Genomic DNA, 12,812 nt, shown 5'->3' with positions numbered 1-12,812 from the left:
GCTGGAATGAAATACGGATATGTTGGGCTGGGGAACCTTGGCGGGCATCTGGCGGCCAGCCTGATCCGGGCGGGGCATGAGGTCGTGGTCCATGACCGCGATCCTGCCCTGGCAGAGCGGCACCGGGCGATGGGGGCCACGGTGGCCGACAGCCCGGCAGAGGTGGCGGCGCAGGTGGATCACGTCTTCACCTGCCTGCCCTCGCCTGCCGTGTCCGAGGCGGTGCTGGCGCAGTTGCTGACCACAATGAAGCCGGAGGCCACCTGGATCGAGAATTCGACCCTGGGGCGCGAGGATATCCTGCGGCTGGCGGGGCTGGCGCGAACGGGGGGCGTGCGGCTGCTGGAGGCCCCCGTGACAGGCGGCGTGCATCTGGCGGCGCGGGGCGAGATCACGGTGCTGGTGGGCGGGGATGCCGACCTGTTCGAGATGCATCGCCCGGCGTTGCAGGCGATCGGCAGCCGCATCTTCCACATGGGGCCCTTGGGCAGTGCCGCGATCATCAAGGTGATCACCAACATGCTGGCCTTCATCCATCTGGTGGCGGATGGCGAGGCCTTGATGCTGGCCAAGCGCGGGGGGCTGGACCTGAAGACGGCCTGGGAGGCCATCGCGGCATCCTCGGGGACGTCCTTCGTGCATGAGACGGAGGGGCAGCTCATCCTGAACGGCAGCTATGACATCGCCTTCACCATGGATCTGGCGTTGAAGGATCTGGGCTTCGCGATGGGGTTCGGGAAGGAATTCGGGGTGCCGCTGGACCTTGCGTCGCTGACCAACCAGACCTTCATGAAGGGCAAGGCGGTCTATGGCGGGACGGCGCAATCGACGCAGATCGTGAAACTGCTGGAGGATGCGCTGGGAACGGATCTTCGGGCGGCGGGGTTCCCGGCACGTCTGGAATAGGCCACTTCATCTGTTCTCAAATATCCTCGGGGGGTCCGGGGGGCGAAGCGCCCCCGGGTCTCTCCATCCCGCGCCACGTCCTGCCTTGCATTCCGCCTGCTGCCGGGAAAGGGTCGGCGCAAAGGAGATCTGCGCCATGACGAACCGCCCCGAGGACGACCGCCGCTTTGCCGACCTGCTGCACCATCGCGCGGCGCGGCTGGAGCAGGGCGATCCGGTGACGCCGCCGCTGGTGAGTGCGGCGACCTATCACCTGCCGCGCAGCGATCTGGGCGGGTTCCTTTATGGGCGCATGTCGATGCCGACATGGGAAGAGGTGGAGGCGCAGCTTGCCGTCCTTGAAGGCGCGCCCTGCATCAGCTTTCCCTCGGGGATGGCGGCGATTTCGGCGGCCTTGTTTGCCGCCGTCACGCCGGGGCGGCGGGTCGTTTTGCCCTCGGACGGTTACTACACCGTGCGGCTTTTCGCGGAAGGGTTCCTGAAACCCTTCGGCGTGACGCTGGACTATGTGCCGACGGTGGAGATGGACAAGGCCGATTTCACCGGGGCGGGGATCGTCTATGTCGAGACACCTTCGAATCCGGGTCTGGATGCCTGCGACATCGCCGCCGTCGCAGCGCGCGCCAAGGCGGCCGGGGCGACGGTGATCGTGGATAACACGACGCTGACGGCGGTGCTGCAGCGCCCGCTGGACCTTGGGGCCGATCTTGTGGTCGCGGCGGATACCAAGGCGCCGGGGGGGCATTCGGATGTGCTGTTCGGTCATGTCGCGGGGCAGGATGCGGGGCTGATGGCGCGGGTGCGGGATTGGCGGAAACTGTCGGGTGCGGTGCCGGGGGCCTTCGAGGCCTGGCTGGTGCATCGCGGGATCGAGACGCTGGAACTGCGCCTGTCGCGGATGTGCGCGAGCGCGCAGGTGATTGCAGAACGGCTGGCCGCGCATCCCAAGGTCGGGGGGCTGCGCTATCCGGGGCTTGCGGGCGATCCCGCGCATGCGGTGATGGCGCGGCAGGCGCGGGGATTCGGCTTTCTGATCGGTATGGTGCTTGAGAGTGCCGAAGCGGCCGAGCGGTTCCTTGCGGCCTGCCCCTATATGGCGCGGACGACGAGTTTCGGGTCCACCCATAGCGCGGGCGAACGCCGCGCGCGCTGGGGCGATGCCGTGCCGGACGGGTTCCTGCGGCTGTCGATCGGGGTGGAGCCGGTCGAGGCGCTCTGGGCCGGGATCGAGGAGGCGCTGGCGGTTGTTTGAGGGCTGAAAATTCTTCAGCGAAGAATTTTCAGGAAGATGAAGATTTTTCGTAGAAAAATCTTCCGGGTCGGTGGTGGGGCGAAAATTCTTCGCAGAAGAATTTTCGCTGCGCCCGATGTCAGATGTTGGTCCAGCCGCCGTCGATGTTGATCGCCTGGCCGGTCAGGAAGGCGGCCTCGTCGGAGGCGAGGTAGACCGCGAGATGGGCGATTTCCTCGGGCTGGCCGATGCGGCCCATGGGCTGGCGCGCGATGAAGGCGGCGCGCGCGGCCTCGTAATCGCCTTGCGCGCGCATCCGCTGTTCCAGCGAAGGGGATTCCACCGTGGCCGGGCAGATCGCGTTGCAGCGGATGCCGCGCGTCACATAGTCGGCGGCGATGGATTTGGTGATGCCGATCACGGCGGCCTTGGTTGCGCCATAGACGAAGCGGTTGGGGGCCGCGATGATGGAGGAGGCGACCGAGGCGATGTTGACGATTGAACCGCCGCCGTTTTCCAGCATCGCGGGCAAAAAGGCGCGTGTGACGCGGTAGAGCGCCTTGACGTTCAACTCGAAGGAAAAGTCGAAATCCTTTTCCTCGCAATCGAGGATCGTGCCCGCATGGACGAAGCCCGCGCAATTGAAGAGGATGTCGACGGCGCCAACCTTGGCTGCCATGGCGGCGACGGCTGTGCCATCGGTCACGTCGAGGCGGTGCGCCTCGAACCCTTCGGCGCGCAGGTCTTCGACCGCCTTGCTGCTGATGTCGGTGGCAATGACACGGGCACCTTCGGCCTTGAAGGCGCGGACGGTGGCAAGGCCGATCCCGGCTCCGGAGGCGGTACAGAAGGCGGTCTTTCCGGCGAGGCGCATGGTGCGGTGATCCCTTATCCTTGTGACGCGCAGTCAAGCGGAAGCGGCCCGCCGGGGCAAGGGCAAACTGACATGTCAGTTTGCGCCGAGGGTCAGATCAGATCGAGGAGGCGGCTTGCCTCGCTGCGGATATCGGCAAGTCTTGCGCGATCTTCACCGGGGTGAAAGCGGGCGCGGGTGGCGGTGGGCATGGGGGCGGGTTCGGCAATGAGGATGCGCGGGCCGTGTTTCGCCGCTTCGGCGGCCCAGGATCGGGCCAGCGCCATCTGCGCGGCCTTGGTTGCGCCATAGGCGCCGTGGAACTTTTCGCCACCCTTGGGGTCATCGGGGAAGAAGGCCGTGCCGCCATCGGGGGCGGCGCGCAGGAGGGGGTCCACCATGGGGATCAGCAGGCCCGTGGCGCGGGTGTTGGTGGCGATGGACTTTTCCCAGTCCTTGGCATCAAGGCTGCCCATGGGGGCGAGAGGGGCGGCGTGGATGGCGGTATGGACCCAGAGATCGAGATGGCCCCAGCGATCATGGATGGAGCGGCAGAGATGGCGCATGGCATCGTCATTGGTGATGTCCATGGGGGCGAGCGTCAGCGTGCCGGCCCCGGGGAGACCCGCGGATTTCACGCGATCATCGAGTTCCTCCAGCGCGCCCACTGTGCGGGCGACGGCGACGACATGCCAGCCGCGCAGGGCAAGCTGTTCGGCCATGGCCGCGCCGAGGCCGCGCGAGGCGCCGGTGACGAGGGCGATCTTCTGGGTCATGGGATCAGGCTCCGTAGCTGGCCGGGCGTGGGTAATTCATACAAGCTGAAGGGGCAAGTGCGCCTTCTGGCCAGCGGTGGCGGTCCAGCGCCTGATGGGGCGGACGGATTACTCGGCGGCCTTCATCTGGAAGCCTTCCTCGATCTTGTCCGAGGGGGCGACCGGGTAATCGCCCGAGAAGCAGGCATCGCAATAGCGCGGATTGGCAGCATCGCGGCCCGCCGCCTCGCCCGCAGCGCGGTAGAGGCCGTCGAGCGAGATGAATTTCAGGCTGTCGACGCCGATCCAGTCGCGCATCTCATCCTCGGACATGGTGGCGGCGAGGAGCTTGGAGCGTTCGGGCGTGTCGACGCCATAGAAGCAGGGCCATGCGGTGGGGGGGGAGGCGATGCGGAAGTGGACCTCGGCCGCGCCTGCATCGAGGATCATGTCCTTGATCTTGCGCGAGGTGGTGCCGCGGACGACCGAGTCATCGACAAGGATCACGCGCTTGCCCTTGATCAGGGCGCGGTTGACGTTGAGCTTCAGCCGCACGCCCATGTTGCGGATCTGTTCGGTCGGTTCGATGAAGGTGCGCCCCATATACTGGTTGCGCGTGATGCCAAGCCCGAAGGGGATGCCGGACTCTGCCGCGAAGCCGATGGCGGCGGGGGTGCCGCTGTCGGGGACGGGGCAGACGAGATCGGCCTCGACCGGCGCTTCGCGCGCCAGTTCCACGCCGATCTGGCGGCGGGTTTCATAGACGGAGCGGCCACCGAGGATAGAGTCGGGGCGCGAGAAATAGACATGTTCGAAGATGCAGAACCGCGATTTGGCGGGCGAGAAGGGGCGGAAGCTGTCGACCTTGTTGTTCTCGATCACCACCATCTCGCCGGGGTCGATTTCGCGGATGAAATCGGCACCGATGATGTCGAGACCGCAGGTTTCCGACGAGAGCGCCCAGCCGTGATCGCCGATCCGGCCGAGGACGAGGGGGCGGACGCCAAGGGGATCGCGCACCCCGATGAGTTTGGTGCGCGTCATGGCAACGACGGAAAAGGCGCCTTCGACGCGGCGGAGCGCATCCTTGATGCGTTCGGGGATCGTCTTCTGGATCGACCGCGCCATCAGGTGGATGATGCATTCGCTGTCGGAAGAGGACTGGAAGATCGAGCCGCGTTCGATGAGTTCGCGGCGCAGGGCGGCGGCATTGGTCAGGTTGCCGTTATGAGCGATGGCCGCCCCGCCCATGGAGAATTCGCCGAAGAAGGGCTGCACGTCGCGGATGGCGGTCGCGCCCTTGGAACCTGCGGTGGAATAGCGCACATGGCCGATGGCCAGTTCGCCCGGCAGGGTATCCATCACGTCGGCCTTGGTGAAATTGTCGCGGACATAGCCGAAGCGGCGGGCGGAGTTGAAGCCCTGTTCGGGATCGTAGGAGACGATCCCCCCCGCCTCTTGCCCGCGATGCTGCAGGGCATGCAGGCCGAGGGCCACGAAATTTGCCGCATCGGCGACGCCGATCACGCCGAATACGCCGCATTCCTCCTTCAATTTGTCATCATCGAAGGGGTGCGAGAGGAAGGGGCGCATGGGGCCTCCGAATCCGAGGAAAGCTGTGCGTCTGATCTAGTGCTTTGTCAGGGGGAAGTCACGCCCCCTTTGGCCTGTGCTGCGATGCGGCGACGGATCAGCCCGAGGTGGCGGGGGCGGTTTCGGCCGGGGCGGCGGTGCCGACGCAGACCTGCGTGAGGTCGTTGTAGCGGGCGACGATCCAGCCGGGGGCATCGGTCGGCATCTGGGCGTCGATATTGTCCTGGAAGGAGGCGAAGACCTTGGCAGAGCGGCTGTCATCGACCATGGGGATGGCGTTGGAGGCCACGGCGCGATCATAGACGAGGAAGGCCACGGCGACGAGAAGCACGCCGCGCGCGACGCCGAAGAGGAAGCCAAGGCCCTGATCGAGGCCGCCAAGCGCGGTGCGGTGGATGGCCGAGGAGAGGAGCGGCGTGAAGAGCGAGGCGAGGATCAGCGCCACGGCAAAGACCACGGCGAAGGCCGCGATGATGGAGAGTTCGCAACTGTCGCCGAGGAATTCGCCCACGACGGGCAGTTCCTTGACGAGGGGTTGCACCTGTTCGGCGAAGAGGAAGGCCACCAGCGCCGCGCCGATCCAGCCGACGATGGCCATGGCTTCGCGGACGAGGCCGCGCGAATAGGCGAGGATCGCCGAAAGCACGATGACGCCGGCAACGACCGCGTCGATCAGTGTGAAACCTTCCATGTGCCGTCCTGCTCCTGTCCTGCCGGGGAGGATCAGCCCGCCCCGAACATCTCGCCCACGAAGGCCGTGAGGTCGGGCATCTGACGCACCCGCATCCCCGTTTCCGCCCCGATCTTGGAGCGGTCCGGCGCAATCGCCTGTGAGAAACCAAGTTTCGAGGCTTCTTTCAACCTGTTTTCGGTCTGACCGACGGGGCGGAGGGCGCCAGAGAGGGAGATTTCGCCGAAAAGCACCATGTCTGGCGGAAGCGCCACATCTTCGCGGGCGGAAAGGAGGGCGGCGGCGACGGCGAGATCGGCGGCGGGTTCCGACACGCGCATGCCGCCCGCGACGTTGAGGAAGACGTCAAGGCCCGCGAAGGGGATGCCGCAGCGGGATTCCAGCACGGCGAGGATGGTGGAGAGGCGGCCGCTATCGAGGCCGACGACCGTGCGGCGCGGCGTGCCGAGGTTGGAGGGCGCGACGAGGGCCTGGATTTCGGTCAGGACCGGCCTTGTGCCTTCGATGCCCGCGAAGACGGCGGAGCCGGGGCTGGACTGGCCGCGATCCGACAGGAAGAGCGCCGAGGGGTTGGTGACCTGCGACAGGCCATCGCCTGTCATTTCGAACACGCCGATCTCATCGGCGGGGCCGAAGCGGTTCTTGACGGCCCGCAGGATGCGGAACTGGTGGCCGCGTTCGCCTTCGAAATAGAGGACGGTATCGACCATGTGTTCCACGACGCGGGGACCGGCGATCTGGCCTTCCTTGGTGACATGGCCGACAAGGATGATGGCGACGCCGCGCCGTTTGGCGAAGGTGACAAGTTCATGCGCCGCGGCGCGGACCTGTGAGACGGAGCCGGGGGCTGCCTCGACCGTATCCAGCCACATGGTCTGGATCGAGTCGATGACGGCAAGCTGGGGGCGTTCGGCATCGAGCGTGGTGAGGATGTCGCGCAGCGCGGTTTCGGCACCGAGGGCGACGGGGGCATCGGTCAGGCCCAGGCGCTGGGCGCGCATGCGGACCTGGGCCGCGGCCTCTTCGCCCGAGATGTAGAGGCATTTGAGGCCGCGCCGGGCGAAGCTGGCGGTGGCCTGCAGCAGCAGGGTGGATTTCCCGATGCCGGGATCGCCGCCCACGAGGATGGCCGAGGCGGGGACGAGGCCGCCGCCGAGGACGCGGTCAAGCTCCTCCATGCCCGAGGCCGCGCGGGGGGGCGGGGCCTCTTCGGTGGCGAGGTCGGTGAGGGGGATGGTCTTGCCCTTGGCGCCAAGGGATTTGGGGCCGGTGGAGAGGGGGGCCTCTTCCACGATGGAGTTCCAGGCCCCGCAGGCATCGCATTTGCCCGCCCATTTGCGGTGGACGGCGCCGCAGGCGGTGCAGGTGAAGGCGGGGGAGGATTTGCTCATGCCCATTGGGTAGCGGGTCGGTGGCGGGGGTTCAAGGGCGGTGGCGGTGGGAGAGAAGCAGCGAGAGGCCCACGCAGGCGGTGAAGAGCCAGAGGCCCCAGGCGGTTTCGATGGTGCCGAAGCCGGGGCCTTTTGCCAGCACGATGTAGAGGGCGACAAGGAAGATATCGGCCATGGCGAGGCGGCCCAGGACGCGCAGGGCGGGCAGGGCGCGGGGCGAGAGGAGGCGGAAGTCGATCAGCGCGAGGCCCAGGACCTTGGCATAGGGGGCGAAGAGGGCGAGGAAGCTGACCAGAAGGGCCAGCGCCGGATCTGTGGACCAGAGCGATTGCAGCCCGGTGACGACCGAGATTTCCGACAGGCCGAACAGCGGCAGCAGCCCCGCGCGCAGAAGCGGCGCGAACCATGCCACGGGAAAGAGGATCAGGAGCGAGAGGTTGAGAAGGACAGCGGGGCGCATGGGCGCATCTGGCCCGCCCCGCGCCATGGGTTCAAGTCATTTCCCCGGCTTTGGCAGTTGCACCACGGTGGCATCGCGGGGTTCGTCCGGTTCCATCGCATAGCCGAGCTGGGGCAGGATATCGCGCAGGTCGGCCTCGAGCCGCTTGATCTGAACTTCGGCCTGGCGTTCCTCGGATTCGATATCCGTGAGCCAGCGGCGCAGGTCATCGGTGATGTGGCGGGCAAGGGCGATGCGTTCGGTCAGGGTGGCGGCCTCTTCCTGGCGGTGTTTCAGGAATTCGCGGGCGCGGGCGACGCGGGCATCGGAATAGGTATGGGCAAGATCGCGTGTCTGAAAGCTCATCTGTGCGGCGAGTTGCAGGAGTTCGGGTTCGAGATGGGCCAGATCGGGATGATCGCGCAGATGGGCAAGGCGGGCGCGCAGGGATTCGAATTCGCCCGACAGGGCGAAGACGCCCGCGCGATCGGCGGCATGGGCGATGCGATAGGCATGGGCCACATCCTCGAGCCCCATGGCGAAGGAGCGGTGGCTGCGTTCAAGCCGCGCCATGCGGGCATTGGCGGGCAGGAAGAGGCAGAGCAGCAGGAGGAAGGCGTTCAGCCCGAGTTGCGCCCAGATCCCGGCATGGGGCAGGGGTTGGCCCCCGAAGGCGAGCGCGATGTCGGGCCAGGGCAGATGGCCGAGGGCGGCGAGCAGGCTTGCCCCCGTCAGGGCAAGGGCGAGAAGCAGGACAAGACCGCTGGCCGCGGATTGCAGGATCTGCAGGGCAATCCTGAGATTGCCTGAAACGACAGGGGACATCGGCACCACCACACTCATTACCCCATGCAGGCAAGCGCAGGGCGGGCAGATTCGGCAAATGTTTTTCGATGGTTCCGGGTTCTGGTGCGACAGTGGCGGGTGGCGGGCGGGATTGTTTCGAATGCGGAAACAGTCAGCCGAGGACCAGCACGAGGATCGCGCAGACGGGCAGGATCCAGAGCAGGGTTCCCACGATCCAGTGGCCCCAGATCGGCGCGGGCCATTCGCCCAGCACATGCCGCGCCCAGGCCCAGACCAGCCAGAGCCAGCAGAGGATGGAGAGGATCAGGCTGGCCTGATGCAGTTCCAGATAGGCGGGATGCCAGGGCAGGATCAGCCAGAGGCAGAAGGCGCAGGCCGCCAGGGCCAGAAGGCCCGCGCCTTCGACCCTCTGGCGCCAGCCTGCGAGGGCGGCAACGGCGATGGTGACGGGAATGGCGGCCACGAGGGCGCGCACGATGCCGGAGCCGGAGAGCAGGGCGAGCGCGTTCTGGATCCAGGCATCCATCAGCGCACGGCGGCGATGGGGCCGGTCGCGCGGCCGTGGATGAATTGCTGGACGAAGGGATCGGGGGTGGTTTCCAGATCGGCGATGGGGCCGGTCCACTGGATCACGCCGTCATGCAGCATGGCCACGCGGTCGGCGATGGCGCGGACCGAGGTCATGTCATGGGTGATGGTCATGGCGGTGGCGCCCATCTCTGTCACGATCTCGCGGATCAGGTCATTGATGACGCCGGCCATGATCGGGTCAAGCCCGGTGGTGGGTTCGTCGAAGAAGATGATTTCAGGGCTTGCCGCGATGGCGCGGGCAAGGCCCACGCGTTTCTGCATGCCGCCCGAAAGCTCGGCGGGGAAGAGGTCGGCGACCTCTGGCTTGAGGCCGACGCGGCGGAGTTTCTCGATGGCGATCTCGCGCGCCTCGGCCTTGGGGCGCTTGGTGGGGCCACGCATCAGGCGGAAGGCCACGTTTTCCCAGACGCGGAGGCTGTCGAACAGTGCGCCGCCCTGGAAGAGCATGCCGAAGCGGGCGAGGAAGGCGTCGCGGTCGGCTTTCGTCACGTCCTGCCCATCCAGCGTGATGGTGCCGGTATCATGCTGCACAAGGCCGAGGATGCATTTGAGCAGCACCGATTTCCCGGTGCCGGAGCCGCCGATGATCACCATGCTTTGCCCCGAGGGGATGGTCAGATCCACCCCGCGCAGGACGCGGTTCTTGCCGAAGGTCTTGGTGACGGCGGAGAGGGTGATCATGCGGAGAAGAACAGTTCGGTGAGGATGTAATTGGCAGCGAGGATCAGGACGGATGCGCCCACCACGGCGGATTTGGTCGCGGCCCCCACGCCCTGCGCGCCGCGGCCGGAATGCATGCCGTGGTAGCAGCCCATGATGGCCACAATGAAGCCGAAGGCGGCGCCTTTCCAGAGGCCCGAGATGACATCCCAGCTTTCCAGGAAATCCACCGTGTTCTGCAGATAGGTGCCGGAGTTGAAGCCGAGGCGGTTCACCCCCACGAGCCAGCCGCCCGCGATGCCGATGGCGTCGCCCACGGCGACGAGGACGGGGACGGCCAAGGTGGCGGCGAGGACGCGCGGGACGGCGAGGTATTTGATCGGGTTGGTGGAGAGGGTGACCAGCGCGTCGATCTGTTCGGTGACCTTCATCGTGCCGATTTCCGCCGCGATGGAAGAGGCGACGCGGGCGGCGACCATGAGGCCGCCCAAGACGGGGCCGAGTTCGCGCACCATGCCGATGGCGACGATGGAGGGGACCACCGACTCGGCGTTGAACCTGGCGCCGCCGGAATAGATCTGCAGCGCCAGCGCGCCGCCGGTGAAGACGGCGGTGAGGCCCACGACGGGGAGCGAGAACCAGCCGATCTGCATCAGCGCATGCAGGAATTCGCGCGGGTAGAAGGGTGGGCGGAAGATATGGCCGATGACGGCGGCGGCAAAGAGCGTGACGCGCCCGATGGCGGCGAGGGCGGCCAGCACGGGCCGCCCAAGCGCGGCAAGGGGCGCGGTGAGGGCGGTCATGCCTGCCCCCCGGTCTGCCGGGTGACATGGCGGCGCGCATAGCGCGGGCCGAGCGCGGTGAGGATCTCGTATCCGATGGTGCCCGCGATGGCGGCGAGGTCATCGACGCCCTGATGCGGGCCGAGGATATCGAGGCTGCGCGGGATTTCGGAAAGGTGGCCGATATCGGCGGTGATCAGGTCCATCGAGACGCGGCCGATCAGGGGGACGGGCGTGTCGCCATCCCAGAGCCGGACCTTGTTCGAGAGCGTGCGCGGCAGGCCATCGGCATAGCCGGCCGAGAGGGTGGCGACGGTCGTCGCGCGGTCGGCCGTCCAGGCATTGGCATAGCCCACGGTTTCGCCCTTTGCCACATCGCGCGTCTGGATGACGGGCAGGGACAGGGTGACGACGGGTTGGGCCGCATCGAAGGGCTGGCCGCCATAGAGGCCGATGCCGGGGCGGGTGAGATCGAAATGGTAGTCGGGGCCAAGCAGGATGCCGCCGGTGGCGGCGAAGCTGCGCGGGATGCCGAGCCCGTCGGTCATGTGATGGAACTGCGCCAGTTGGGCCGCGTTCATCGGGTTGTCGGGCTCATCGGCGCAGGCGAGATGGGACATCAGGAAGACGGGGCCCGCCTCCAGCACGATGGGGGCGATGGCGCGCCATTCGGCCTCTTCCATGCCGAGCCGGTTCATGCCGGTGTCAAGCTGGATGCCGAAGGGGTGGCCGGGCAGGGATTCGAGGTGCCGCGTGACCTGCTGGAGCGAGTTCAGCATCGGTGTCAGGTCGAGATCGTGGATCATCTCGGTATCGCCCGCCATATGGCCGCCGAGGATGCCGATCTGGGGGCCGGGGCCGAGGATTTGGCGCAATCTGGCGCCTTCTTCCGCGACGGCGGTGAAGAAGCGCCGCGCGCCCGCGCGGGCCAGCGCCGGGGCGACACGGTCGATCCCGAGGCCATAGGCATCGGCCTTGACGACGGCGGCGGTCTGCACGACGGGGGTGGAAAGACGGTCCAGCGCGCGCCAGTTGGCGGCGATGGCGTCGAGGTCGATGGTGAGGGTAGCTGTGGCCATGGTGCGGGGGTTTTCGGCAGGGGCGGGGCTGCGGTCAAGGGAATTCTGGCGGCAGGGCATCACGGGGTGGCGAGGCGTGATCTTGCGGCGCGCTTCGCGCAAGCCTTTCCTGTCGCCTCCGCGCGTGCCGCGCTACGGCTCCGTCGTCAGGGGACGTTCCGTCCCCTCTGTCCGGGCGCTGCGCGCCCGGCCATTCACCCCTGGAGGGTATTTGTTGCCAAGATGAAGGGGAAGGCGCGTCAGTCGCGCAGGCCCGCCATGGCGCGGTCGAGATGGACATAGCCGCCATCGACGAAGAGCCATTGGCCGGTGGTGTGGCCCGCGCGGGGCGAGAGGGTGAAGACCACGGTATCGGCCATTTCGGTATCGAGCGTCATGCGCTGGCCAAGCGGGATGCGGCGGGTGATTTCGGCCAGTTTTTCGGCGCGGTCGGGGAAGGTGTCGAGCCAGGCGTCATACATCGGCGTCAGGACTTCGGCCGGGATCACCGCGTTGACGCGCACGCCATGGGGGGCGAAGGCTGCGGCCCATTCGCGGGTGAGGCCCAGTTGCGCGGCCTTGGCGGCGACGTAAGCCGAGGTGGAGCCCTGGCCGGTGACCCCGGTCTTGGAGGAGATGTTCACGATGGCGCCCTGCTGGGCCTTGAGATCGTCCTGCAGGAGGTGGGTGAGGGTGTAGTAATGGATCAGGTTCTGGTCGAGCGAGGCGCGGAAGGCGTCGGGGCCTGCGTTCAGGTCTACGCCGTCATTGGTGCCTGCGTTGTTCACAAGGCCCCAGACCTGCCCCCAGCGGGCATGGACCGTATCCACCGCGCGGCGGATTTCGGCATCCATCGACAGGTCCACCTGCACGAAGCCCGCCTTCGGGTGCAGTGCGGCGAGATCGGCCAGGAAGGCCGGATCGGGCGGGCGGCGGGCCAGGATGACGGGGATGGCGCCTTCCTCGGCCAGGCGGCGGCTGATCGCGCCGCCGATCCCCTGTCCGCCGCCGGTGACGATGACGACTTTGTCCTTGAGAAGCAGGTCCATGGCGGG

Annotated in this window: 14 protein-coding genes; 2 read left to right on the top strand and 12 right to left on the bottom strand. The window is 67.1% G+C overall.

Going from position 1 to position 12,812, the window contains the following annotated elements:
• The first annotated feature begins 6 nt into the window (after positions 1 to 6).
• Complete coding sequence (locus tag G5V65_RS11745; RefSeq protein ID WP_165050251.1) at positions 7 to 906, top strand: NAD(P)-dependent oxidoreductase; 900 nt, start codon at positions 7 to 9, stop codon at positions 904 to 906.
• Positions 907 to 1,042: 136 nt separating this feature from the next.
• Positions 1,043 to 2,158: a cystathionine gamma-lyase gene (locus tag G5V65_RS11740; RefSeq protein ID WP_165050249.1), complete on the top strand. Its 1,116-nt coding sequence runs from the start codon at positions 1,043 to 1,045 to the stop codon at positions 2,156 to 2,158.
• 118 nt (positions 2,159 to 2,276) lie between these two features.
• Here the strand turns inward: G5V65_RS11740 and G5V65_RS11735 are convergent, their stop codons facing one another.
• From G5V65_RS11735 to G5V65_RS11680, 12 genes are all read right to left on the bottom strand, one after another.
• On the bottom strand, positions 2,277 to 3,011 hold the full coding sequence (locus G5V65_RS11735) for an SDR family oxidoreductase (RefSeq protein ID WP_165050247.1): 735 nt from the start codon (positions 3,009 to 3,011) through the stop codon (positions 2,277 to 2,279).
• Positions 3,012 to 3,103: 92 nt separating this feature from the next.
• Entirely contained in the window at positions 3,104 to 3,766 is a 663-nt protein-coding gene (locus tag G5V65_RS11730) for an SDR family NAD(P)-dependent oxidoreductase (protein WP_165050245.1), read from the bottom strand.
• A 108-nt stretch (positions 3,767 to 3,874) separates the two neighbouring features.
• A complete protein-coding gene (gene purF / locus G5V65_RS11725) occupies positions 3,875 to 5,338 on the bottom strand; it encodes an amidophosphoribosyltransferase (RefSeq protein WP_165050242.1) in 1,464 nt (487 codons plus the stop codon).
• A gap of 97 nt (positions 5,339 to 5,435) precedes the next feature.
• Positions 5,436 to 6,029, bottom strand: coding sequence for a CvpA family protein (locus G5V65_RS11720; protein WP_165050240.1), 594 nt, complete (start codon positions 6,027 to 6,029; stop codon positions 5,436 to 5,438).
• 32 nt (positions 6,030 to 6,061) lie between these two features.
• Positions 6,062 to 7,420 (bottom strand): DNA repair protein RadA, encoded by a 1,359-nt coding sequence (gene radA / locus G5V65_RS11715; protein WP_165050237.1) that lies wholly within the window; start codon positions 7,418 to 7,420, stop codon positions 6,062 to 6,064.
• Positions 7,421 to 7,451: 31 nt separating this feature from the next.
• On the bottom strand, positions 7,452 to 7,880 hold the full coding sequence (locus tag G5V65_RS11710; protein WP_165050235.1) for a paraquat-inducible protein A: 429 nt from the start codon (positions 7,878 to 7,880) through the stop codon (positions 7,452 to 7,454).
• 36 nt (positions 7,881 to 7,916) lie between these two features.
• On the bottom strand, positions 7,917 to 8,684 hold the full coding sequence (locus G5V65_RS11705) for a DNA repair protein (RefSeq protein ID WP_165050233.1): 768 nt from the start codon (positions 8,682 to 8,684) through the stop codon (positions 7,917 to 7,919).
• A 133-nt stretch (positions 8,685 to 8,817) separates the two neighbouring features.
• A complete protein-coding gene (locus tag G5V65_RS11700) occupies positions 8,818 to 9,192 on the bottom strand; it encodes a hypothetical protein (protein WP_165050231.1) in 375 nt (124 codons plus the stop codon).
• Positions 9,192 to 9,938 carry an ABC transporter ATP-binding protein gene (locus G5V65_RS11695; protein ID WP_165050229.1) on the bottom strand — a complete coding sequence of 249 codons (747 nt, stop codon included), beginning with the start codon at positions 9,936 to 9,938 and terminating at the stop codon, positions 9,192 to 9,194. The genes G5V65_RS11700 and G5V65_RS11695 overlap by 1 nt, the downstream gene beginning before the upstream one ends.
• A complete protein-coding gene (locus G5V65_RS11690; RefSeq protein ID WP_165050226.1) occupies positions 9,935 to 10,720 on the bottom strand; it encodes an MlaE family ABC transporter permease in 786 nt (261 codons plus the stop codon). Before G5V65_RS11690 ends, G5V65_RS11695 begins: the two co-directional genes overlap by 4 nt.
• On the bottom strand, positions 10,717 to 11,778 hold the full coding sequence (gene alr, locus G5V65_RS11685) for an alanine racemase (RefSeq protein ID WP_165050224.1): 1,062 nt from the start codon (positions 11,776 to 11,778) through the stop codon (positions 10,717 to 10,719). Before alr ends, G5V65_RS11690 begins: the two co-directional genes overlap by 4 nt.
• Positions 11,779 to 12,017: 239 nt before the next feature.
• The gene (locus G5V65_RS11680) at positions 12,018 to 12,806 is read right to left on the bottom strand and encodes an SDR family oxidoreductase (protein ID WP_165050222.1); all 789 of its coding nucleotides are present in this window, start codon (positions 12,804 to 12,806) and stop codon (positions 12,018 to 12,020) included.
• Positions 12,807 to 12,812 lie beyond the last annotated feature (6 nt).

The organism is Paragemmobacter kunshanensis (assembly GCF_011059185.1).
In the GTDB taxonomy this organism is placed as follows: Bacteria; Pseudomonadota; Alphaproteobacteria; order Rhodobacterales; family Rhodobacteraceae; genus Paragemmobacter; species Paragemmobacter kunshanensis.
The sequence above is the reverse complement of the archived record's forward strand: the minus strand, read 5'-3'. Positions and strand labels throughout refer to the sequence as shown.

Excerpts from the sequence above, each read along its gene's own strand:
- G5V65_RS11745 (WP_165050251.1), top strand. The coding sequence starts at position 7 with ATGAAATACGGATATGTTGGGCTGGGGAACCTTGGCGGGCATCTGGCG.
- G5V65_RS11740 (WP_165050249.1), top strand. The coding sequence starts at position 1,043 with ATGACGAACCGCCCCGAGGACGACCGCCGCTTTGCCGACCTGCTGCAC.
- G5V65_RS11735 (WP_165050247.1), bottom strand. The coding sequence starts at position 3,011 with ATGCGCCTCGCCGGAAAGACCGCCTTCTGTACCGCCTCCGGAGCCGGG.
- G5V65_RS11730 (WP_165050245.1), bottom strand. The coding sequence starts at position 3,766 with ATGACCCAGAAGATCGCCCTCGTCACCGGCGCCTCGCGCGGCCTCGGC.
- purF (WP_165050242.1), bottom strand. The coding sequence starts at position 5,338 with ATGCGCCCCTTCCTCTCGCACCCCTTCGATGATGACAAATTGAAGGAG.
- G5V65_RS11720 (WP_165050240.1), bottom strand. The coding sequence starts at position 6,029 with ATGGAAGGTTTCACACTGATCGACGCGGTCGTTGCCGGCGTCATCGTG.
- radA (WP_165050237.1), bottom strand. The coding sequence starts at position 7,420 with ATGAGCAAATCCTCCCCCGCCTTCACCTGCACCGCCTGCGGCGCCGTC.
- G5V65_RS11710 (WP_165050235.1), bottom strand. The coding sequence starts at position 7,880 with ATGCGCCCCGCTGTCCTTCTCAACCTCTCGCTCCTGATCCTCTTTCCC.
- G5V65_RS11705 (WP_165050233.1), bottom strand. The coding sequence starts at position 8,684 with ATGTCCCCTGTCGTTTCAGGCAATCTCAGGATTGCCCTGCAGATCCTG.
- G5V65_RS11700 (WP_165050231.1), bottom strand. The coding sequence starts at position 9,192 with ATGGATGCCTGGATCCAGAACGCGCTCGCCCTGCTCTCCGGCTCCGGC.
- G5V65_RS11695 (WP_165050229.1), bottom strand. The coding sequence starts at position 9,938 with ATGATCACCCTCTCCGCCGTCACCAAGACCTTCGGCAAGAACCGCGTC.
- G5V65_RS11690 (WP_165050226.1), bottom strand. The coding sequence starts at position 10,720 with ATGACCGCCCTCACCGCGCCCCTTGCCGCGCTTGGGCGGCCCGTGCTG.
- alr (WP_165050224.1), bottom strand. The coding sequence starts at position 11,778 with ATGGCCACAGCTACCCTCACCATCGACCTCGACGCCATCGCCGCCAAC.
- G5V65_RS11680 (WP_165050222.1), bottom strand. The coding sequence starts at position 12,806 with ATGGACCTGCTTCTCAAGGACAAAGTCGTCATCGTCACCGGCGGCGGA.